The following is a 19,601-nucleotide window of genomic DNA, read 5'->3' as shown; positions in this document are numbered from 1 at the left end:
TGTCCCCTTAGATCTGGCTCTTGAGGTCGGCCACGGAGTTCAGGATCTGGTTGGGCCGGAACGGGAAGGACACGATTTCTTCCCGCTGCGTGATGCCGCTGAGCACCAAGACCGTGTGCAGGCCCGCTTCCATGCCGGCCACGATGTCCGTGTCCATGCGGTCGCCGATCATGGCCGTGGTCTCGGAGTGGGCGTCGATCTGGTTCATGGCGGAGCGGAACATCATGGGGTTCGGCTTGCCCACAATGTAGGGCTCGCGGCCCGTGGCCTTGGTGATCATGGCCGCAATTGCTCCGGTGGCCGGCATGGGGCCGTCCTTGGAGGGGCCGGTGGCATCCGGGTTGGTGGCGATAAAGCGGGCGCCGGCCAGGATGTGTCGGACGGCCATGGTGATCGCTTCGAAAGAGTAGGTGCGGGTTTCGCCGAGAACCACGAAGTCGGGGTCGGTGTCCGTGAGGATGAACCCGGCCTCGTGCAAAGCGGTAGTGAGCCCGGCTTCGCCGATGGTGTAAGCGCGGTTGCCTGAATCCGAGGACTGGACCTGATCCTTGAGGAATTGGGCGGTGGCCAGTGCTGACGTCCAAATGTTCTCTTCGGGGACTTCCAGGCCGGACGCGCGCAGGCGTGCTGCGAGGTCGCGGGGAGTGAAGATGGAGTTGTTGGTCAAAACCAGGAAGCGCTTGGACGTGTCTACCCAGCGCTGAATGAGCTCAGCCGCTCCGGGGATTGCCTGGTTTTCATGAACCAGGACGCCGTCCATGTCCGTGAGCCAGCATTCGATTTCGTGGCCGTTCCGATAAACCGATGTGGACGTGGTTTCTTCTGCCATATTTGCCTCCGGCTGGGATTGTTCATGCACTGCCACCCAGTCTTTCATCAATCTGCTGCCCCAACATCCTGGAAGCCCCCTTATGTGGGAAGTTCTGCCCATGTGGATAACTCTTGTGACTTGCGTGTGTTGCGTTGGGCTGGACTACGCTGGTTGCGGCGCTGGTGTGCCACCACCATGGGTCGGGGGATCGACATGGTGGATTCATGATGTCGCCGCGCTCCAGCAGGTCCCCACTTACCGCATGTGAAAGGGCCTGTCATGAGCAACAACAACGGAGTGCCGCAGCCTCCCTCCAACCCCGAGGGCGTGCCGCAGCCTCCCTACAACCCGGACGGCGTGCCGCAGCCGCGTTACGACACCGGCAAGGACCAGTACAGCCAGTACCAGCCCGGGCAGACTCAGCCCTTGTATCAGCCCGAAGCCCAGACTGAAGCCTTCCCCGCCCAACACGCCCCTACCCAGGCGTTCGCCGCGCAGCAACCCCAGCAACACCCCGACGGCGAATACGCCGAAACCGTGCACCGCTATCCCCAAGCACAGCAGGGACAGCCGGGCTTCCCGCCGCCGGGCAGCGGATACCCCGGCCAGCCGGGCTACCCAGGCCAACCCGGTGGACCCGGCCACCCCGGCGACCACAACAAGAAGTCGCTGTTCCTCATCCTGGGTGGTGTCGCCGTCGTCGTGATCATTGCGCTGGTGGTGACGTTCACGTGGCTGATTCCGTCGATGACCAAACCTGTGGCCGTTGATACTCCGCTGCCGTCGGTGACGTCCTCCGATGAAGCCTCTGAGGCAGCCGCCGAGCCTTCTGCTGAACCCTCCGGCGAGGCCTCGGCATCCTCCGAAATCCCCGCAGACGCCATTCCGCTGCCCGCAGGCTGGGACGAGTTGGCCGGACCCAGCAATGTTCCGGCCGACGGTGATCCCCTGTTCAGCAAGTGGGTCACGGGCGAATCGTCCTTCCAGTACCTGGCCGAGTGGACCCACGATGAGTCGTTCGGCATCACCAAGGACCCCACCACTGGCGAGGAGATCCAGAAGAAGGCCCAAGGCACGGTGGAGGCTGACGGCGACGGGATCGCACTCGCCTATGCCTTCTTCGCGGAGTCCGAGGAAGGCAAGTTCGGCAAGGATCCGGCGGAGATCAAGAAAGCCATCCAGGACATTGAAGCCCGTTTCAAGGGGATGACCGCTTCCGAACTGCCCCAGAACCTTGTGGGCCACAAGTGCACGGCCGACTTTAAGACCAGCATGCCGGAAATCCGTGAGTTCCGCCGCGGCGCGGCCGTGGTCATCGGATTCACCTGCACCAACGCCCGCGGCGAACAGATCCAGGCTGTGAACCTGTTCTCCGTGACACCGTGGGGAACCCCGCAGATGCTTGGCGTCAGCGGCCACAAGGAATACTGGGACGCCCACCCCGGACTCTTTGAGCAGTTGGGCAACTCCTACCGCATCAACAAGTGGAAGATGGTCTAAGGACCCTCAAAGGGCGCCAAGACGGGCAACCGGGCAGGGCTAAAGTTGAGGGGTGACTGACCTTCCCCCCAATACAGCCCTGCCCACGCCTGCCGAAACCACCGCGGAGGGCGAGGCGGAAGCGAAACCGGAGGTCGGCGTCGGGCCGTGGGAGGGCGAGTGGCCGGTTGGCGAGCACTGGGACCCGGACCTGTTGAGGGATGGTGACCGCCGCAACGTGGTGGACCAGTATCGCTACTGGAAGCACGACGCGATCGTGGCGGACCTTGATTCCAAGCGGCACGACTTCCACATCGCGATTGAGAACTGGCAGCACGACCTCAACATCGGCACCGTTGTGCGGACCGCCAACGCCTTCCTCGCCAAAGAGGTCCACATTATTGGCCGACGCCGGTGGAACCGTCGCGGGGCCATGGTCACCGACCGCTACCAGCACGTCCGCCATCACCCCACTGTTGAGGACTTTGTCCAGTGGGCCGAAGGGGAGGGCCTTGCCGTGATCGGCATCGACATCTTCCCGGATTCAGTGCCGCTGGAGACCTACGACCTGCCCAAGAACTGCGTCCTGGTGTTCGGGCAGGAAGGCCCGGGCCTGACGCCCGAGGTGCACGATGCCGCCGTCGCGACGCTGTCGATTGAGCAGTTCGGCTCCACCCGGTCCATGAACGCGGCCTCCGCCGCAGCCATTGCCATGCACGCCTGGGTTCGCCGGCACGTGTTCCAACAGCCTGTCAGCTAGGCGAGCTGTCACTATCGGCCCGGGCAACTGCCGTTCTAATAATCTTTGAGGGTGGCTTTTCCGTCGACGATGTGGATCTCACCTGAGATACGGGGCTCCATAACCTCACTATGAGGCTCCCATTTCGGGGCGGCCTCGGTGCCGCGGTTCACTTCGTAGCTAACTGTGGCTTTGCCCTTTCCCTCCGGCTGGATATACCAAATATCCCTGGACAGGGAGAGCGTGAAGGTGGGCTCTTCGTCGATGGTCCACTTCACATTTTGGGTGGGGCGGGATTCGTAGAGATTAAACCCGGAACAACCGCTGCTGAAGGACTGCCTCGCAGTGGCCGAAGCGGACGCGATGCATGTATCCCGCTTTTTTTGGAGAAGAGCCTTGGTCTCATCCAGGAGGAGCTGGCTGGGCAGCACCTTCAGGGTTTCGAAAGTGTCGGAAATCCTCCGGTCGATGCTGACCAAGGCTTTCTTCTCTTCAACTGTTGCGTACTTGTCCCCGGATATACCGAGTTTGTACTCACCGGGAAAAGCCGGCAGGAGCAGCTGGGAATCCGGCGATGCGCTCCCTGAGTCAGGGGCCGCTACGTCCACACCGTTAACGGTGAAAGACTTCACAGGACGATTGGAACTGAGCCGGATTTTCTGGAAGTTTTTGGGCCCCACCTTCCATTCGCCGTCCGGTGACTTGGTCATCATCAGGATGTCCTCTTGCTTTCGGCCGTTCTGGGTTACCTCCGCCCTGACGTACTCCCCTTTTGACTCAAGGATCCGGAAGCCGTCAATGTGCTGACCCGCGGCCTTGTAGATGTTGTCCTGGAGGAGAACCGCCTCATTCTCCGGGACGCCCGGATCCGATACGCTCAACGCCTTCTTGGCATCCCCGTCTTTGAGGGCCTGGTAAAAAGTTGTGGCAGCCTGGCCGCCGTCTGCTGCCGGCGAAAACAGGAGGACCAGCCCAACTGTGGCGGCCGCCAGGACTACCGCCGCACCGGCTGCGATGGCAATGATCACCTTACGGTTCAGTGTGCGTTTCGGCTGAGGAGGGATTGTGCCCGGCTGCTGATATGGGACGTTGGGCTGCTGATAGGCGCCGTAGGCAGGGGGAGAAGGCGGGGCGGGCGGGTCGGATGGGGCCGACGTTGGGCGGGGGTGGTTGTTTGCGCTCAAGGGGTTCTCCATCCGAAAAGTATATCCATCGTCTGGATGAAACCGTGTAGCCGTGATAAATGCCGACTCGGCGGAAGTGTTAAGGACCCTCAGTGACCCGAAACACGGCGTCCCGGCGGATATCGCTAGGATGGGTGCTAGCCGTAAGCGGTCTACTCCAGGGTTACCAACCCACAGACGAATTCAGCATAGGAGTCACCATGCCCATTGCAACCCCAGAGATTTACTCCGAGATGATCGACCGCGCAAAGGCTGGCGGATTCGCTTTCCCCGCGGTCAACGTGACGTCGTCGCAGACTCTGAACGCTGCGATCCGCGGTTTCGCCGAGGCCGAATCCGACGGCATCATCCAGGTTTCCACCGGTGGCGCAGCCTACTGGTCCGGCGCCTCCATCAAGGACATGGTTGCCGGTTCCCTCGGCTTCGCCGCGTTCGCCCGCGAAGTTGCCAAGAACTACAACGTCAACATCGCCCTCCACACGGACCACTGCCCGCAGGACAAGCTGGCGGACTTCGTCCTCCCGCTGCTGGCCGCTTCCGAGGAAGCCGTTAAGGCCGGCAAGGACCCGATCTTCAACTCGCACATGTGGGACGGCTCGCACGAGGCCCTCCCCGAAAACCTGCGCATCGGCCGTGAACTGCTGGAACGCGCCGCAGCTGCCAAGATCATCCTCGAAGTTGAAATCGGCACCGTCGGTGGCGAAGAAGACGGCGTTGAGAACGAAATCAACGAGAAGCTCTACACCACCACCGAAGACGCCCTCGCCACCATTGAGGCCCTCGGTGCCGGCGAAAACGGCCGCTACCTCACCGCGCTGACCTTCGGAAACGTGCACGGCGTGTACAAGCCGGGCAACGTGAAGCTCCGACCGGAACTGCTCAAGCAGATCCAGTCCGAGGTTGGCGCCAAGATCGGCAAGGAAAACCCGTTCGACCTCGTGTTCCACGGCGGCTCGGGCTCCACCGAGCAGGAAATCGCTGACGCCGTTTCCTACGGTGTCATCAAGATGAACATCGACACCGATACCCAGTACGCGTTCACCCGCCCGGTTGCCGGACACATGTTCTCCAACTACGACGGCGTCCTCAAGGTCGACGGAGAAATGGGCAACAAGAAGACCTATGACCCCCGCGTCTGGGGCGCTTCGGCAGAGGCCGGCATGGCCGCGCGCATCGTCGAAGCCGCTCAGCAGCTCGGATCGGTTGGCAAGACGTTCTAATGTCCGACGAATTCCGGAAGAACCTGATGGGGCCGGAGCCCACGCTCCTGCCCGCCGAAACCGAGATCTACCAGCACCTGGCTCTCGGCAACGAAGCGCTGGACCTGGTGGCGAAGAACCCCACGTCGTCTCTTCTGTGGGCCATCCTCGCAGAGGAAGCCTGGGCGGAAGGCCGGACCATCGAGTCCTACGCCTACGCCCGTGTCGGCTACCACCGAGGCCTGGATTCCCTGCGCCGCAATGGCTGGCGCGGCGTCGGTCCCATCCCGTGGGAGCACGAGCCCAACCAGGGCTTCCTGCGTGCGCTCTACGCGCTGGGCCGTGCAGCGTCGGCGATCGGCGAAGCTGAAGAGCCGGAGCGGATCGAGAAGTTCCTGAACGACTCGGACCCCAAGGCCAAGGCAGCACTCGAAGCCCGCTAAGGCGTCAAAGCAAAGCAAACGACGGCGACCCTCACCGAAAAGGCGAGGGTCGCCGTCGTCGTTAGGAACGTTAGTCCGTAACGGCTGAGTGCCGCGGCCTGCCCAGCGGGACCACCAGCGGCGTGTGCGTCACGGGGTCGTCAATGATCCGGCAGGCCATGCCGAACACTTCTTCCACCAAGGACTCAGTGATCACGTCCGCGGGAGCGCCCTCAGCGGCAACGGCACCGTCCTTCATGGCGATGATGTGGTCTGCGTAGCGGCTGGCGTGGTTGAGGTCGTGCAGCACGGCAACAAGGGTGTGGCCCTTGTCCAGGTTGAGCTCGCGGAAGAGTTCCAACAGCTCGATCTGGTGGGCGATATCAAGGAACGTGGTTGGCTCGTCCAGGAGCATGAGCGGGGTCTGCTGGGCGAGGACCATGGCCACCCACACTCGCTGCCGCTGGCCTCCGGACAGTTCGTCCACCAGCCGCCCGGATAACGACGAAACGCCGGTGGCCTCCATCGCCTCAACTACGGCAATCTCATCGGACTCAGACCATTGCCGGAGCAGCTTCTGGTGCGGGTACCGGCCACGCGCCACCAGGTCCGCCACGGTAATGCCGTCGGGGGCGATGGACGACTGCGGGAGGAGACCCAGACGCCGGGCAAGTTCCTTTGCAGGCAGCGACGTCACAGATTTCCCGTCCAGCAGCACCTGCCCGCTCTTGGGCTTGATCAGCCGTGCGAGGGCGCGCAGCAGCGTGGACTTACCGCAGGCGTTGGGCCCCACGATCACCGTGAACTGCCCCTCGGGGATGCGCACATTGAGGTTCTCGGAGATGATGCGTTGCTCGTAGCCGATGGTCAACGCGTCGGCGTGGAGCTGCGGCGCGGCAGTGGTGAGGCTCATGATTTCCTTGCTTCCTTGGCCAGCAGCCAGACGAGGTAGATACCGCCGATGCACACGGTCACAACACCCACGGGCAGTTGGACCGGAGCAAACAAGCGCTGTGCCGCGAGGTCGCTGGCCACCAGGAGGAACGCGCCCATCACCGCGGAGGGGACCAGGGTGATGCCGGCACTCCGGGTCAGCCGACGGGCAAGCTGCGGTGCGGCCAGGGCAACGAACGCGATTGGTCCGGCCACGGCGGTGACGGCTGCCGTCAACGCGACGCCCAGGATCAGCAACAGCAAACGGGTCGGTTCTGCCCGGACGCCCAAGGCGCGGGCGGCGTCGTCGCCCATTTCCAGAAGCTGCATCCGACGCGCCACTGCCAGCGTGGACAAGCCAACCACAACAACCACGACGGCGGCAGGCGCCGCTTGCTCCCAGGTGATGCCGTTGAGGGTCCCGGCTCCCCAGACAGCTGCCGCCAAAGCAGCCTCCAGTTCCGCTTGCAGGATCAGCCAGTGGTTCAAGGCGGCCAGCATCGCGCTGATGCCGATGCCCACGATGATGAGCCGGAAACCTTGGGAGCCGCGACGGTAGGCGAGCAGGTACACGGCAAGCGCTGTGAGGATTCCGCCAACAAGGGCTCCCACCGCGACACCAAGGTAGCCGCCGCCAACGGTCAGCATCACGATCAAAGCTCCCGTGTAGGCGCCCGTATTGAAGCCGATGATGTCCGGGCTGCCCAGCGGGTTGCGGGTCATGGATTGGAAGATGCCACCGCTCATTCCCAGGGCCGCGCCGAACACCAGCGCTGAAAGAACCCGGGGGAGCCGCCACTCCATGACGATGGTTTGGGCCAGTCCCGGCGCATCGCCTGTAAAGGCCTGCAGGACTTGTGGCACGGAGACGTCGTAGTCGCCCGTTGCGAGCGAAACGACGGCCACGGTTAGCGCTGCCAGAACAAGTGGTATGCAGACGAGGATGCTGCGGACATCGAACCGGACGCTCAGAGTACGGTTGCGCACCAAGGCAGTAGGCCGGCCGAAGTGGACGCGGGCCCCGGCTTCCAAACGGCCGGGTTCGAGGCGACTCACAGCCCACTCACTTTCCGACGCCGCGCCAAGGTGATAAGCACCGGCGCGCCAATGAACGCCGTCACCACGCCAACCTGGAGCTCACCTGGTGCGGCAACCCTGCCCACAACATCCGACACCAGGAGCAGGATGGGGGAGAGGATCACTGTGGTGGCCATGATCCAGCGCTGGTCCGGTCCCACGATCCAGCGGGCTACGTGCGGAATCATGAGCCCCACAAAACCAATTGCACCGGCACCGGCTGTTGCGGCTCCGCTGAGGAGGGTGATGGCCACGACGCCCAGGATGCGCGTCCGGTTGACGTTGGCGCCGAGGGACGTGGCGAGGTCGTCGCCCAGTGCCACGGCATTGAGCCCGCGGACGCAGAACAGCGCCACCAGCAAGCCCACGCCCATGAACGGCGCCACGGTCACCACCGACTCCATGCTCCGTGTGTCCAACGAGCCGATGCTCCACGAGCGCAGGTGATCGAAGGCCTTGGGGTTCAGGAGGGTGAGTCCGGAGCCAATACCTGTGAGGACCGCACCCAAGGCAACACCCGCGAGCGTCAGCCGGATAGGGTTCACCACGTTCCTGCCGGAGGTGCCAATCACGTACACGGCAGCAGTGGTCAGGATGGCGCCAATAAAGGCGAACCACATGTAGCCACTGAGAGAGCCGATCCCAAAGACGCCAATGGCGATCACGATGGCAAAGGAAGCGCCCGCGTTGACGCCCAGGATGCCGGGATCTGCCAGGGGATTCCGCGTGATGGCTTGGATGAGCGCGCCGGCTACGCCCAGGGCAACCCCGACGGCGATGCCCATCAGAGTACGCGGCAGCCGATTCTGAAGGATGATGGCGTGATCCGCCGTGTCCTGGGGGTTGGTGAACGCTTCAAGGACTGTTGACGCCGGGATGAATTTGGCTCCCACGCCCAGACTTAGGATCGCGGCGCCCAAGAGGACTGCCGCGGCAAGGACCAGGAAGAGGATCCGCCAGCGGGACTTATTGACGACGCCGGAACGTGGGGCCGCGCTGTTGGCCGGGAGGGCGACGGTGGCTGGCCCGCCGTGGCGCGGCTTGGGCGCGGGGGCGGTCAGTTGGGACATAACGCCGTCAGTGGGGACACAACAGGGGACCATTCCGGAGAGGTGGGGCAGTAATGGGTGGCCAGTCCGTGACTGTCGTCACAACGTCACGAATGTGTGCCTTAATTAGGTTAGCCTTACCCAGTGAAAAATGACGATTTTGAAGTACAGCCGCGCAAGGCCTCCCCTCGTCGCAAATCTGCAGTGCGCAAGCTTGCCATGAAGGTGGCCGGCGCTGCCGTGGCGGTGGGTCTCCTCGCGGGCTGCGGCACCAGTGGTGGCTCCGGCTCCACCGCCGGCAACGCCGATGTTGCCACGGGTGGTTCCAAGTTCACTACCGCGGACCAGGAAACGGCCAAGCTCGGCACGGACGCTGCCCCCGGCGTCTTCCCCCGCACCCTCAAGCACGCCAACGGTGAGACCACCCTGGAGAAGAAGCCCACCCGCGTTGTGGTCCTCGACACCGGTGAGTTGGACGACGTCGTGACCCTTGGCATCACCCCGGTAGGCATGGCTACCACCGAAGGCGCCAACCCTGTCCCCACCTACCTGGCCGACAAGGTCAAAGACGTGGAGTCGGTGGGCACCATCCAGGACCTCAACCTGGAAGCGATCGCTGCGCTGAAGCCGGACCTGATCCTGGGCAGCCAGCTCCGTGCTGACAAGCTGTACAAGCAACTGTCCGCCATCGCTCCCACGGTCTTCAGCATCCGCCCCGGCTTCCCGTGGAAGGAAAACTTCCTCCTGGTGGGCAAGTCCCTGGGCGAGGAAGACAAGGCCGTCAAGGCGCTCAACGACTACCAAACAGCAGCAGACGCCCTCAAGGCAGACGTGAAGGGCGACCCCAAGATCTCCCTGGTGCGCTTCCTGCCGGGCAAGATCCGCCTGTACGCAAACAAATCGCTGATCGGCGTCATCTTGAAGGATGCCGGTCTTGCCCGTCCGGAGAACCAGGACATTGATGAACTCGCTGCCGAGATTTCGGCCGAGAACATTGAACAAGGCGACGCCGACTGGATCTTCTACAGCAGCTACGGTGATCCCGCAGCAACCGGAGAAACCTCCGTGGTTGAAGGTGCCGTATGGCCCAAGCTCGGCGCAGTGAAAGCCGGGCAGGCAAAGTCAGTCAGCGACGACGTCTGGTTCCTTGGCCTCGGCCCCACAGGCGCGCAGCTGATCCTGAAGGACCTCCGCAGCATGCTGGTCAGCTAACGCCGCCAGCTCACACAAGCACCCCCAACACAAGCAGCCCCAACACAAGCACCCCAACAACGACGGCGGCCCTCACCGGAAAGGTGAGGGCCGCCGTCGTTATTGCTGGTAATTAGGCCTTGCGGGGGATTCCCGTGCGTGCCATGGCCTCGGCGTAGGCGCCGTGGATGGCATCCAGGTATTCCTGCTGGCGGGCCGGGGTGCCGGCAAAGGAGCGGCCGCCGAGCGAGCGGACCTTGAAGGTCTTGAACCCGCGGCGGGCGATGCTGGCCGGTGCGGCCTTCATGAGCTGGTCGGCCAGGCGGTGTGCCTCGTTGCCGTGTGCCACCAAAGCGGACGTGCGCGGAAGGAGCTGAAGGAGACGCAGGAGCGGCTTGAGTCCCTCGGTGATGTTGGCCGGCGTGAGCTTGCCCGGTTCCTCGGTGGGTTCGATCCACGGGTACGCGTTCCAGGGCATCATGAGCTCGGGGCGGAGGCCCAGCTGCCACTGCATGCCGAGCATGCGGGTAGTGGCTTCCTCGTCACCCGGGGTGATGAAACCTTCGCCGGTATTGGTGCGCTGATTGGAGAAAAGGCTGACGATGCGGCAGTCATCCATGCTGTGGGCGGGGTCGATGTAAAGGACCTCGCTGCCCGGCTTCTGGACCTTGATGGAGTCGCACAGCTCGTTGACCTCGGCGATGTGCGGTTCATAGCGGCGGTTCCAGAGGATTTCTTCGGGTGATTCAGTCGCCAGTTCTTGCATCAGGGGTTAGGTCTCCTAGGTGTTACAGCGCACCGTTCCAAGGTGCCGCGGGCATGCCGCAGCCAAACCTCAAAGGGTGCTGTTGGGGGCTAACTAACCTTACCGGACTATGGACGTGAACGGGGCCCGCTTCGGCGCGCCTTTCGAATGCGACGCGGCGTGTTGCCCGGAAACGTGGCCGGCATCTCCACGGCGGCGGGCAGCTCTCGACGGCAATACGTGGCGCGCACCCATCCCTGACTTATCCACAACTCCGCCCCAACACCAGCCAAACACCAGAGAAACCGTTGTCATCGGCTAAACTTGGCTGGTAAGAGCCCCGAAACTCTTGCGTATGCCGTGCCCAGTGCCGGCTGCACCAGCTAACGTCGGGGCATTCTCATGTACGGCGTCGAGTCCTGGTCATCCGGCTGGGTCTGGGCCCGAAAGAATGGGGGAGGATCCCATGCCCGCTATCGTGATCGTCGGAGCCCAGTGGGGCGACGAAGGCAAAGGCAAAGCAACCGATCTGCTCGGTGGCCGCGTTGACTACGTGGTCAAGCCCAACGGCGGTAACAACGCCGGGCACACCGTGGTTGTTGGCGGTGAGAAGTATGAGCTGAAGCTCCTTCCCGCGGGCATCCTGAGCCCTAATGCCATCCCCATTATTGGCAACGGCTGCGTGGTGAACCTTGAGGCCTTGTTCCAGGAAATCGATGGCCTCGAAGCCCGGGGCGCGGACACATCCCGCCTGCGCGTTTCGGCCAACGCCCACCTGGTTGCCCCGTACCACCAGGTCCTGGACAAGGTGACTGAACGGTTCCTTGGCAGCCGGGCAATCGGTACCACTGGTCGCGGCATCGGTCCGGCGTACATGGACAAGGTGGCCCGCTTGGGCATCCGCGTCCAGGACGTCTTTGACGAGTCCATCCTCCGTCAGAAGGTGGAAGGATCGCTTCGTCAGAAGAACGAACTCCTGGTCAAGGTGTACAACCGCCGCGACATCATTGCGGACGAGATCGTGGAGTACTTCCTGTCCTTCGCCGAGCGCCTGCGCCCGCTGGTCATTGACAGCACCCTTGAACTGAACAATGCCCTGGATGAGGGCAAGGTTGTGCTCATGGAAGGTGGCCAGGCAACGTTCCTGGACGTAGACCACGGCACCTACCCGTTCGTCACCTCGTCCAACCCGACGGCCGGCGGCGCGTCCGTTGGCTCGGGCATTGGCCCCACCCGCATTTCGCGGTCCATCGGCATCATTAAGGCCTACACCACGCGTGTTGGCGCCGGCCCGTTCCCCACGGAACTGTTCGACGAGATGGGCGTTTACCTGCAGAAGACCGGTGGCGAGTTCGGTGTGAACACCGGCCGTCCCCGCCGCTGCGGTTGGTACGACGCCGTCCTGGCCCGCCACGCTTCCCGCGTCAACGGCTTCACGGATTACTTCGTCACCAAGCTGGACGTCCTCACGGGCATCGAACAGATCCCGGTTTGTGTTGCCTACGACGTTGACGGCGTGCGCCACGATGAAATGCCCATGACGCAGACCGAGTTCCACCACGCGGTGCCCATCTTCGAGTACTTCGACGGCTGGACCGAGGACATCACCGGCGCCCGCACCCTGGAGGACCTGCCGGAGAACGCGCGCAACTACGTGCTGGCCCTCGAAAAGCTCTCCGGCACACGTTTCTCGGCCATCGGCGTCGGACCGGACCGCGATCAGACAATCGTTGTTCACGATCTGATCAACGACTAAGCACTCTTAAGTTCACGACGACGGCGGGTCGCCCGAGGTTCCTCACGGAACTTACGGGCGGCCCGCCGTCGCTGTATGAAGTACTCGGCCACCACCAGATTGATCACCCAGGCCGCCCCCATGAGCACAGCCCGCACGGTCTGGTCAGTGGGGCCTACGATCAGCATCCATGACAGGAGAACCAGCGCCTGCGTCCCGGCTCCCACGGCGATTGCGTAGGCTCGCGTCATCCATGCACCGTGTGCAGCAAAGTCCCGCCGGCGTATCGCCAGCAGACCCAGCATGATGCTTCCCAGCATTCCGAAGCCGAAGATCAGGCGAAGAACCAGGAGGGACTGGCCGTCGGTTTCCGGGAGGGTGTAGAACACGGACATCCACAGGCCGGACAAGGCAGCTAGCAGCCCTGCCGGAACCAGGACGCGCCCGGCTGCCTGGTGCCAGGACCGTGTGCGCCGCTGAGGTTGGGAGCCGCGTTGACGCGGGTTAACGCGTCGAAGAGCGGGGACGAATTGAATCGCTCCCAGCAGGCTGTACACGGTGACTGTGACGATATGGGTCACCACCGGTATGGGCGAAGCGAAGAACCTGGCGTTCTCAGGCGTCACAGTTGCGCCGCCGGTGAGTTGGGTGAGGCGCGCCGCGCCGGCGATCACCGGGATGAGGCTGAGGATGATCAGCGCTGCGGGCACGCCCCAATTGATGCCGCGGCTCCGCGCCGAGGGGGTGGTTGTGGATGTCATGGCTGCTGCCTGCGTTCTTGGGTTGTTGGATGTTCTTCTATCACCGTCTTGGCTAGGTGTACGGTGTACACCTCTGTGGACCAAACACTAGGTGTACGCTGTATACCTGTCAAGGCCTAAACAGCCGTGGCTGAGTGTGAAGAAGGGAATTCCCATGACCCAGCTAGTGGAGACGCCGCGGCGGCTTCCTCTGAACCGTGACCGTGTGCTGCGCTCGGCCATTGCCCTGGCGGACACTGAGGGGATCGAAGCGCTCAGCATGCGCAGGCTGGCGCAGGAGCTTGGCGTTGTTCCCATGGCTCTCTACAAGCACGTCGCCAATAAGGAAGAACTCCTTGGCGGCATGGTGGACACCATGGTGGGCGAAATCGAAGCTCCCGTTGCGCGCGCTCCGTGGAAGTCTGCAGTCCGGCAGCGGGTCCTTTCGGCCAGGCAAGTACTCCTGCGGCACGCCTGGGCACGTCCCGTGATCGAGTCCCGCACTACCGTGACGCCTGCCGTACTCGGGTACATGGACAGCTTTGCGGAGATGTTCCTGGCCGGAGGTTTCTCTGCGGACCTCACGCACCACGTGATGCATGCCATGGGTAGCCGAATGTGGGGATTCACCCAGGAAGTCTTTGATGACCCGGCGGAACCGGGCCCGGACCAACCGGAAATGCAGGCCGCCATGGCACGGCAGATGGCGGAGAACTACCCTAGTCTCTTCAGGATCGCCGTAACGGCGGCACATGATGATGAGTCCGTGGTGGGCAGCGGCTGCGACGACCAATTCGAGTTCGAGTTTGCCCTGGACCTGCTCCTGGACGGATTCGAACGGCTCCACCGGCAGAAGTGGACATCGGACGGGGGTAATCACCGATGAGCACAGCGATTGACGACGGAGTCGGGTTCCGTTCCCGGCGTGGGCCCATTCTGATTGCGCTGATGTTGGCCACTGGGCTGGTGGCGATTGATGCCACCATTGTTGCCACGGCCGTGCCGTCCATTGTGGAGGACATCGGCGGTTTCGCCTCATTCCCGTGGCTGTTTTCGGCCTACCTGTTGGCGCAGGCAGTGTCCGTACCTGTTTACGCCAAACTCTCTGACGTCGTGGGCCGTAAGCCGATGATCCTGGGTGGAATTGGGCTCTTCCTGCTCGGCTCGATTTTGTGTGGGCTGGCCTGGAGCATGCCGGCTCTCATTGCTTTCCGTGTGCTCCAGGGACTCGGGGCGGGGGCGGTCCAGCCCGTGGCAATCACAATTGCCGGCGACATTTATACCTTGGCGGAGCGGGCAAAAGTCCAGGGATATCTGGCTAGTGTGTGGGCTGTTTCCTCGGTTGTAGGACCCACTCTGGGAGGTGTCTTCGCCTCGCTGGGAATCTGGCGGTGGATCTTCCTGATCAACATCCCGCTGTGCCTGCTGGCTGGATGGATGCTCCTCCGCACTTTCCATGAGAACGTGGAGCGGACCAAGCACCGCATCGATTACTTGGGAGCAGGGCTGCTGACCATTTCGTTGAGCCTGCTGATCCTCGGGGCCCTTCAGGGCGGCCAAGCATGGGCTTGGGACTCGACGATCAGCATCTGCGTTTTTGCCGGCGGAGCCGTGTTGTTCGTTGCTTTTCTCTTGGTGGAAAGGAAGGCGGCGGAGCCGGTCCTGCCACCGTGGGTTGTCTCCCGCAGGCTGCTGGCGACGACGGCGATGGTCGCCTTCGGTGTAGGTGCGGTCATGCTTGGCATCACTTCCTACGTTCCCACTTTCCTTGAGGGTGCACTGTCCACGTCACCCCTTCTGGCGGGCCTCGCCTTGGCGGCGTTGACGATCGGCTGGCCCATCAGTGCGTCGCAGGCCGGCCGGTTCTACCTCCGGATCGGTTTTAAGAACACGGCCATCATCGGCATCGTGATCACGGTGATCGGCACGGCCGTCCTTGCCCTCACCGCCCCTACGCCCAACATTTTGCTGGTGGCAATGGCTTGCTTCATTGTTGGGATCGGTCTGGGGCTGGTAGCAACGCCCAGCCTCATTGCCGCGCAAACCAGCGTCGAATGGAATGAACGCGGCGTAGTCACGGGCACCAACCTCTTTGCGCGTTCAATCGGCAGCTCCATTGGCGTGGCTGTTTTCGGTGCCATCGCCAACGCCATCTATGCCAGCAGCCTTAGTGGTGGTCCCGATCCGGAAACTACTACGCACGCGTCCTCGGCCGTTTTCCTGGCGGTGCTCGTCAGCGCCGTCCTCACTGTGGTGGCGGTTCTTGTGATGCCCGCCGACCGAAAGCGCAGCAGCGATGCACCGGCACGGAAGCCCAGCTCGGAACCTGCCAACGACTAGTCTCGAACACATGGAAGAACTGATCACCGGCCCCCTGGAAAAGTTGTTCGAAGGCACCGTGTGGGCGGAGGGCCCTGTTTGGGTTCCGCAGTCACAGACCGTTCGCTGGAGCGACATCCCCAATAACAGGATCCTCGAGTTCACGCCCGCCACCGGCGCGACCAGCGAGTATGCCACCGGCGTCGAATACACCAACGGGCGCACGCTGGACCGTGACGGTAGCGTGGTGCAGTGCAGCCACGGCCGCAGGCGCGTTGAGCGTGACCACGACGGCGTGGTGACGCCGATCGTTGAAGCGTTCGGTGAGCATCGGCTCAACTCGCCCAACGATGTTGTGGTGGCCGGGGATGGCACGGTCTGGTTTACCGATCCTCCCTACGGAATCCTGCCCGGGACAGTGGAAGGACACGAGGGTGAGCAGGAATACGGCGGCTGCTACGTGTTCCGCTTCGACCCGGAAACGCAGGAACTGACTCCGGTGGTCACGGATTTGGTCCACCCTAATGGCCTTGCGTTTTCACCGGACGAATCCCTTCTGTACGTGGCTGACACGGCGGGCCGGGGCCACGGAGTGCCGTTCCGGATCGCTGCCTATCCGGTTGAGGCTGGAGCATGTGGACAGGGTTGGACGTTCGTTGAACTCGAGGACGACGCGGCTTCGGACGGGTTCCGGGTGGACGTGGAAGGCCGGGTGTGGACGTCGGCGGGCTCGTCAGTGCGCGTGTATGCCCCCGATGGCAGCCTGCTGACCGCCGTCGAGATTCCGGAAAGAGTCTCCAATGTGTGCTTCGGTGGGCCCGATGGGCGGGATCTCTACATCACTGCCACCACGTCCCTCTACCGGCTGCCGACGTCGACGCGGGATGCGGCCCAAAGGGACCTAGGCCCGGGCACCTCGGCCCTATAACCTTGACTCAGCACCACGCACTGCGATCGAGGGAGTGAACGTGTCAGGCAGCAACCCCGACCCATACGAAGACAAGATCACTGGCCTGGAGCCGGGCGGAGGAGTGCCGCCAGGGGAGACCCCTCCTGGCGAAGCCTCCACCGCCGGACCGCAGGGCCATGACGAGGGCGGCCCCAGGAAGGGCACTCAGGTTTTCTGGTTGGCTGCCATCGGTGCCGGCGTGCTGCTCACGCTGCTGTTCTTCATCGGCTACATCGTGGGATTCTTCGACTAGATCTCCCTTTTACTCGACGAGCTTCCCAGCGACGGAGTCGTCCGCGTTGGCCTGGGCCAGGGCTCGGAATGAATCCGGAGCGGGCGGCAGGCTTTCGAAGCTGACGCCTTCATCTGTTGACCAGACAAAGTTCCCCTGCAGCGAGGGATCTGCCGTCGGGAAGTCAGCACGGTTGTGGGCGCCGCGGGTTTCGCGGCGTTCAAGGGCGCACTCAAGGGTGGCTCGTGCTGCCAGCAGGGAGCCGAGAAGGTCGTAGGCGTGGGCCAGGTCATCGAACCCTGCGATGTCCGGGTGGGCGGTAACGAGCTGGGCGCGTTCCTCCAAAGCGGTCAGCTTAGCGAGTCCTTGTTCCAGTCCCTGTTCGGTGCGCACCACCCCGGCGTGTTCGGTCATGAGGTTGCGTAGTTCGCGCTGCAGCCGCCGTGCCGACTCTGTTCCGCGGTCACTGAGCAGTGACTGCATTTCCCCGCGGGCTATTCCCACAGCGGCGGGATCCCGGACGATATGGGTACGCGAATGGACGTAGTCGGCCACATGCTCGCCGGTAATACGTCCGTAGACGAGGAGCTCAATCAGTGAATTGCCGCCGAGGCGGTTGGCGCCGTGCAGCCCGGAGGATGCCTCGCCGATTGCGTAGAGGCCGTTCACTCCCGTTCCGTGGTCCTCCGGTGCAACCCAGACCCCGCCCATCGAGTAATGAGCGGTGGGCGCAATTTCGATTTTGGTGGTGGTGATGTCCAGCATCTGCAGGTCGATCATGGTGCGGTAGACCCGTGGCAGCTTTTCCATGATGGTTTCCCGTGGCAGGTGGGAGACGTCCAGGTAAACGCCGCCCTTCTCGGTCCCGCGACCTTCGGCGACCTCGGTGAATGCGGCCAGCGCAACCCGGTCACGGGTGGAAAGTTCCATGCGTTCGGGATCGTAGCGTTCCATGAAGCGCTCACCGAGGCCGTTGGTGAGGATGCCTCCTTCTCCGCGCGCTGCCTCGGAGACCAACGTACCGGCCGCGTCGTCGGGCTCCAACAGGCCGGAAGGGTGGAACTGAACCAGCTCGGCGTCGCGGATCCGCGCTCCGGCCAGGGCGGCCAGCCGGAAGGAGTCCCCGGTGTTCTCATCGCGCCGGGACGATGTGTGCCGCCAGATGCGGGTATGTCCGCCTGCGGCCAGGATCACCGCATCGGCGTGGATCTGCACCGGGGTGCCGTCCACGATGTCGAATCCATATGCGCCGAAGACGGTGCCGTCAGCGACGAGCAACCGTGTGATGTAGACGGTGTCGATGATTGGCACGTTCAACTCTGCGGCCCGGCGCATCAGCGTGCGCTGGATCTCCAAGCCGGTGTAGTCCCCTGCGTAAGCGGTGCGGCGATATTTGTGGGCGCCGAAGAAGCGCTGTGAGATGCGGCCATCCTCCTCCCGGGCGAACGGCATGCCCCACTGTTCAAGGTCCTCGATACCGCGGGCCGCGTTGCGGGCTACTGTCTCGACGATGGACGGGTCGGCCAGGAAATAGGACTCCCGCAAGGTGTCGGCGGCGTGCTGTTGCCAGCTGTCCTCGGGATCCATCGTGCCCAAAGCAGCGTTGATGCCACCGGCGGCCAGGCTCGTGTGGGCGTCATGCTTGCGACGCTTACCCACGGCCAGCACCTGCACCCCCTGTTGGGCGAGTTCAATTGACGCGCGCAGGCCGGCGCCGCCAGTGCCGATGACCAGCACGGAGGTAGACATAAGGCGTTCTGGAATGGTGTTGAGGTTCATGCTGTCAACGCTAGAAGGAGCCGCATCATGTATCCAATGAATTGTTCGAGTGAAGTTGATGCATTTATGCTATGACTATGAAGCTAGAGCAGTTACGCTCCTTCGAGGCGATCGCCCGAGTGGGCCATTTCACACGCGCGGCCGAGCAACTGTTTCTCGCGCAACCTTCTCTCAGCAGGCAGATCGCAGCTCTTGAGGCCGATCTTGGAATGGCTCTTTTCCACCGCGGACCGTCCGGGGCGACCCTGACGAACGCGGGGGAGCTCCTCCTGCCCATCGCCCGGCGCATGCTCGGTGACGCGCAGACGGCACGGGAGCAGATGAACGAGCTTGCAGGTTTGCGCCGGGGCCGCATCCGCCTGGGCGCCCCACCTACCCTGTGCGTCTCACTGGTGGCTGACGTACTGGCCTCTTTCCGAAGCGCGCATCCCGGAGTGGAATTGCACATCACTGAAGGGGGCTCCCGTTTCCTGGTGGATGCCCTCAATGAAAGCGCACTGGACCTGGCTCTGGTGGTCACCCGTGGAACGGACCCCGCCGTGCAGGGCACTGAACTGATTCCGTTGCTGACCGAGGAACTGGTGGTTGTTTCCGCCGCCGGAGCGGCTTCGCCGGAAGAACTCACCCTGGAAGAGTTGGCGCGCATTCCGCAAGTGGCTTTCAACCGTAGCTATGATCTGCGGATGGCCACCGAGGCTGCGTTCTCCGCCAGCGGCTTGGAACCTGTGATCGCCGTGGAAGGCGCCGAGATGGACGCCGTGCTGCGCTTCGTGGAAAGGGGACTGGGCGTGGCGGTGGTGCCGGCAATGGTCGTCATCGGCCGGCCCGGACTGCGCAGCGCCCGCCTGGTCAATCCCTCGCTGTCACGCACCGTCAACCTGGCCCGGCGCAACGACATTGGACCATCAGCAGCCGCAGCAGCAATGCAGGAGTTCATCTTCAGCACAGTGGATCGACTAGCGGCGCCCGGCACCGACCTTGCACGGCTGGTCACGCCAACAGCACGTCACTGACGGTC

19 protein-coding genes are annotated in these 19,601 nt (G+C 63.2%); 11 read left to right on the top strand and 8 right to left on the bottom strand.

What is annotated here, in order from left to right; genetic code table 11:
- Positions 1-7: 7 nt before the first annotated feature.
- Entirely contained in the window at positions 8-829 is an 822-nt protein-coding gene (locus AC1RJY_RS19410; protein WP_035761154.1) for an HAD-IIA family hydrolase, read from the bottom strand.
- A gap of 261 nt (positions 830-1,090) precedes the next feature.
- On the opposite strand from AC1RJY_RS19410, the gene AC1RJY_RS19405 reads away from it, so the two are divergent.
- Together AC1RJY_RS19405 and AC1RJY_RS19400 are read left to right on the top strand one after the other, a co-directional pair.
- Positions 1,091-2,311, top strand: a complete 1,221-nt coding sequence (locus AC1RJY_RS19405) for a hypothetical protein (RefSeq protein ID WP_498603039.1) — start codon at positions 1,091-1,093, stop codon at positions 2,309-2,311.
- A 52-nt stretch (positions 2,312-2,363) separates the two neighbouring features.
- Entirely contained in the window at positions 2,364-3,050 is a 687-nt protein-coding gene (locus AC1RJY_RS19400) for a TrmH family RNA methyltransferase (RefSeq protein ID WP_011773309.1), read from the top strand.
- A gap of 35 nt (positions 3,051-3,085) precedes the next feature.
- On the opposite strand, the gene AC1RJY_RS19395 is transcribed toward AC1RJY_RS19400, so the two are convergent.
- Positions 3,086-4,057: a hypothetical protein gene (locus AC1RJY_RS19395; protein WP_238324477.1), complete on the bottom strand. Its 972-nt coding sequence runs from the start codon at positions 4,055-4,057 to the stop codon at positions 3,086-3,088.
- 356 nt (positions 4,058-4,413) lie between these two features.
- On the opposite strand from AC1RJY_RS19395, the gene fbaA reads away from it, so the two are divergent.
- Both fbaA and AC1RJY_RS19385 read left to right on the top strand, forming a co-directional pair.
- A complete protein-coding gene (fbaA, locus tag AC1RJY_RS19390; RefSeq protein WP_014920636.1) occupies positions 4,414-5,433 on the top strand; it encodes a class II fructose-bisphosphate aldolase in 1,020 nt (339 codons plus the stop codon).
- On the top strand, positions 5,433-5,855 hold the full coding sequence (locus AC1RJY_RS19385) for a DUF3151 domain-containing protein (protein ID WP_011773312.1): 423 nt from the start codon (positions 5,433-5,435) through the stop codon (positions 5,853-5,855). The genes fbaA and AC1RJY_RS19385 overlap by 1 nt, the downstream gene beginning before the upstream one ends.
- 70 nt (positions 5,856-5,925) lie before the next feature.
- Here AC1RJY_RS19385 and AC1RJY_RS19380 read toward each other — a convergent pair whose 3' ends face one another.
- The 3 genes from AC1RJY_RS19380 to AC1RJY_RS19370 are packed head-to-tail and all read right to left on the bottom strand — an operon-like array spanning position 5,926 to position 8,914.
- Positions 5,926-6,747: an ABC transporter ATP-binding protein gene (locus AC1RJY_RS19380; protein ID WP_011773313.1), complete on the bottom strand. Its 822-nt coding sequence runs from the start codon at positions 6,745-6,747 to the stop codon at positions 5,926-5,928.
- Positions 6,744-7,823, bottom strand: a complete 1,080-nt coding sequence (fepG, locus tag AC1RJY_RS19375) for an iron-enterobactin ABC transporter permease (protein WP_014920637.1) — start codon at positions 7,821-7,823, stop codon at positions 6,744-6,746. The genes AC1RJY_RS19380 and fepG overlap by 4 nt, the downstream gene beginning before the upstream one ends.
- The gene (locus tag AC1RJY_RS19370) at positions 7,820-8,914 is read right to left on the bottom strand and encodes an iron chelate uptake ABC transporter family permease subunit (protein WP_430515952.1); all 1,095 of its coding nucleotides are present in this window, start codon (positions 8,912-8,914) and stop codon (positions 7,820-7,822) included. The genes fepG and AC1RJY_RS19370 overlap by 4 nt, the downstream gene beginning before the upstream one ends.
- Before the next feature lie 123 nt (positions 8,915-9,037).
- On the opposite strand from AC1RJY_RS19370, the gene AC1RJY_RS19365 reads away from it, so the two are divergent.
- Positions 9,038-10,105, top strand: a complete 1,068-nt coding sequence (locus AC1RJY_RS19365) for an ABC transporter substrate-binding protein (RefSeq protein ID WP_011773316.1) — start codon at positions 9,038-9,040, stop codon at positions 10,103-10,105.
- A gap of 112 nt (positions 10,106-10,217) precedes the next feature.
- Here the strand turns inward: AC1RJY_RS19365 and AC1RJY_RS19360 are convergent, their stop codons facing one another.
- Positions 10,218-10,850 carry a hypothetical protein gene (locus AC1RJY_RS19360; RefSeq protein ID WP_011773317.1) on the bottom strand — a complete coding sequence of 211 codons (633 nt, stop codon included), beginning with the start codon at positions 10,848-10,850 and terminating at the stop codon, positions 10,218-10,220.
- 445 nt (positions 10,851-11,295) lie between these two features.
- On the opposite strand from AC1RJY_RS19360, the gene AC1RJY_RS19355 reads away from it, so the two are divergent.
- Positions 11,296-12,585 carry an adenylosuccinate synthase gene (locus AC1RJY_RS19355; protein ID WP_011773318.1) on the top strand — a complete coding sequence of 430 codons (1,290 nt, stop codon included), beginning with the start codon at positions 11,296-11,298 and terminating at the stop codon, positions 12,583-12,585.
- On the opposite strand, the gene AC1RJY_RS19350 is transcribed toward AC1RJY_RS19355, so the two are convergent.
- On the bottom strand, positions 12,582-13,325 hold the full coding sequence (locus tag AC1RJY_RS19350) for a DUF2306 domain-containing protein (RefSeq protein WP_014920640.1): 744 nt from the start codon (positions 13,323-13,325) through the stop codon (positions 12,582-12,584). The genes AC1RJY_RS19355 and AC1RJY_RS19350 overlap by 4 nt on opposite strands.
- A 154-nt stretch (positions 13,326-13,479) precedes the next feature.
- Here AC1RJY_RS19350 and AC1RJY_RS19345 point away from each other — a divergent pair, with 154 nt between their 5' ends.
- The 4 genes from AC1RJY_RS19345 to AC1RJY_RS19330 are packed head-to-tail and all read left to right on the top strand — an operon-like array spanning position 13,480 to position 16,825.
- Positions 13,480-14,190 carry a TetR/AcrR family transcriptional regulator gene (locus AC1RJY_RS19345; RefSeq protein ID WP_043805751.1) on the top strand — a complete coding sequence of 237 codons (711 nt, stop codon included), beginning with the start codon at positions 13,480-13,482 and terminating at the stop codon, positions 14,188-14,190.
- On the top strand, positions 14,187-15,644 hold the full coding sequence (locus AC1RJY_RS19340) for an MFS transporter (protein WP_498603038.1): 1,458 nt from the start codon (positions 14,187-14,189) through the stop codon (positions 15,642-15,644). Before AC1RJY_RS19345 ends, AC1RJY_RS19340 begins: the two co-directional genes overlap by 4 nt.
- Before the next feature lie 10 nt (positions 15,645-15,654).
- Positions 15,655-16,551: an SMP-30/gluconolactonase/LRE family protein gene (locus tag AC1RJY_RS19335; protein ID WP_498603037.1), complete on the top strand. Its 897-nt coding sequence runs from the start codon at positions 15,655-15,657 to the stop codon at positions 16,549-16,551.
- Between the two features lie 40 nt (positions 16,552-16,591).
- Positions 16,592-16,825: a DUF6480 family protein gene (locus tag AC1RJY_RS19330; RefSeq protein ID WP_011773322.1), complete on the top strand. Its 234-nt coding sequence runs from the start codon at positions 16,592-16,594 to the stop codon at positions 16,823-16,825.
- A 9-nt stretch (positions 16,826-16,834) separates the two neighbouring features.
- Here AC1RJY_RS19330 and AC1RJY_RS19325 read toward each other — a convergent pair whose 3' ends face one another.
- The gene (locus AC1RJY_RS19325; RefSeq protein WP_011773323.1) at positions 16,835-18,583 is read right to left on the bottom strand and encodes an L-aspartate oxidase; all 1,749 of its coding nucleotides are present in this window, start codon (positions 18,581-18,583) and stop codon (positions 16,835-16,837) included.
- Positions 18,584-18,654: 71 nt separating this feature from the next.
- On the opposite strand from AC1RJY_RS19325, the gene AC1RJY_RS19320 reads away from it, so the two are divergent.
- A complete protein-coding gene (locus tag AC1RJY_RS19320) occupies positions 18,655-19,596 on the top strand; it encodes a LysR family transcriptional regulator (protein WP_498603036.1) in 942 nt (313 codons plus the stop codon).
- Positions 19,597-19,601 lie beyond the last annotated feature (5 nt).

Source organism: Arthrobacter sp. GW822-FHT05G07 (assembly GCF_058799755.1).
The sequence above is the reverse complement of the archived record's forward strand: the minus strand, read 5'-3'. Positions and strand labels throughout refer to the sequence as shown.

Bases quoted from the DNA above. Each gene is read 5' to 3' on its own strand.
- AC1RJY_RS19410 (WP_035761154.1), bottom strand. From the start codon at position 829: ATGGCAGAAGAAACCACGTCCACATCGGTTTATCGGAACGGCCACGAA.
- AC1RJY_RS19345 (WP_043805751.1), top strand. From the start codon at position 13,480: ATGACCCAGCTAGTGGAGACGCCGCGGCGGCTTCCTCTGAACCGTGAC.
- AC1RJY_RS19335 (WP_498603037.1), top strand. From the start codon at position 15,655: ATGGAAGAACTGATCACCGGCCCCCTGGAAAAGTTGTTCGAAGGCACC.
- AC1RJY_RS19325 (WP_011773323.1), bottom strand. From the start codon at position 18,583: ATGAACCTCAACACCATTCCAGAACGCCTTATGTCTACCTCCGTGCTG.
- AC1RJY_RS19385 (WP_011773312.1), top strand. From the start codon at position 5,433: ATGTCCGACGAATTCCGGAAGAACCTGATGGGGCCGGAGCCCACGCTC.
- fbaA (WP_014920636.1), top strand. From the start codon at position 4,414: ATGCCCATTGCAACCCCAGAGATTTACTCCGAGATGATCGACCGCGCA.
- AC1RJY_RS19355 (WP_011773318.1), top strand. From the start codon at position 11,296: ATGCCCGCTATCGTGATCGTCGGAGCCCAGTGGGGCGACGAAGGCAAA.
- AC1RJY_RS19350 (WP_014920640.1), bottom strand. From the start codon at position 13,325: ATGACATCCACAACCACCCCCTCGGCGCGGAGCCGCGGCATCAATTGG.
- AC1RJY_RS19370 (WP_430515952.1), bottom strand. From the start codon at position 8,914: ATGTCCCAACTGACCGCCCCCGCGCCCAAGCCGCGCCACGGCGGGCCA.
- AC1RJY_RS19405 (WP_498603039.1), top strand. From the start codon at position 1,091: ATGAGCAACAACAACGGAGTGCCGCAGCCTCCCTCCAACCCCGAGGGC.
- AC1RJY_RS19380 (WP_011773313.1), bottom strand. From the start codon at position 6,747: ATGAGCCTCACCACTGCCGCGCCGCAGCTCCACGCCGACGCGTTGACC.
- AC1RJY_RS19360 (WP_011773317.1), bottom strand. From the start codon at position 10,850: ATGCAAGAACTGGCGACTGAATCACCCGAAGAAATCCTCTGGAACCGC.
- AC1RJY_RS19340 (WP_498603038.1), top strand. From the start codon at position 14,187: ATGAGCACAGCGATTGACGACGGAGTCGGGTTCCGTTCCCGGCGTGGG.
- AC1RJY_RS19320 (WP_498603036.1), top strand. From the start codon at position 18,655: ATGACTATGAAGCTAGAGCAGTTACGCTCCTTCGAGGCGATCGCCCGA.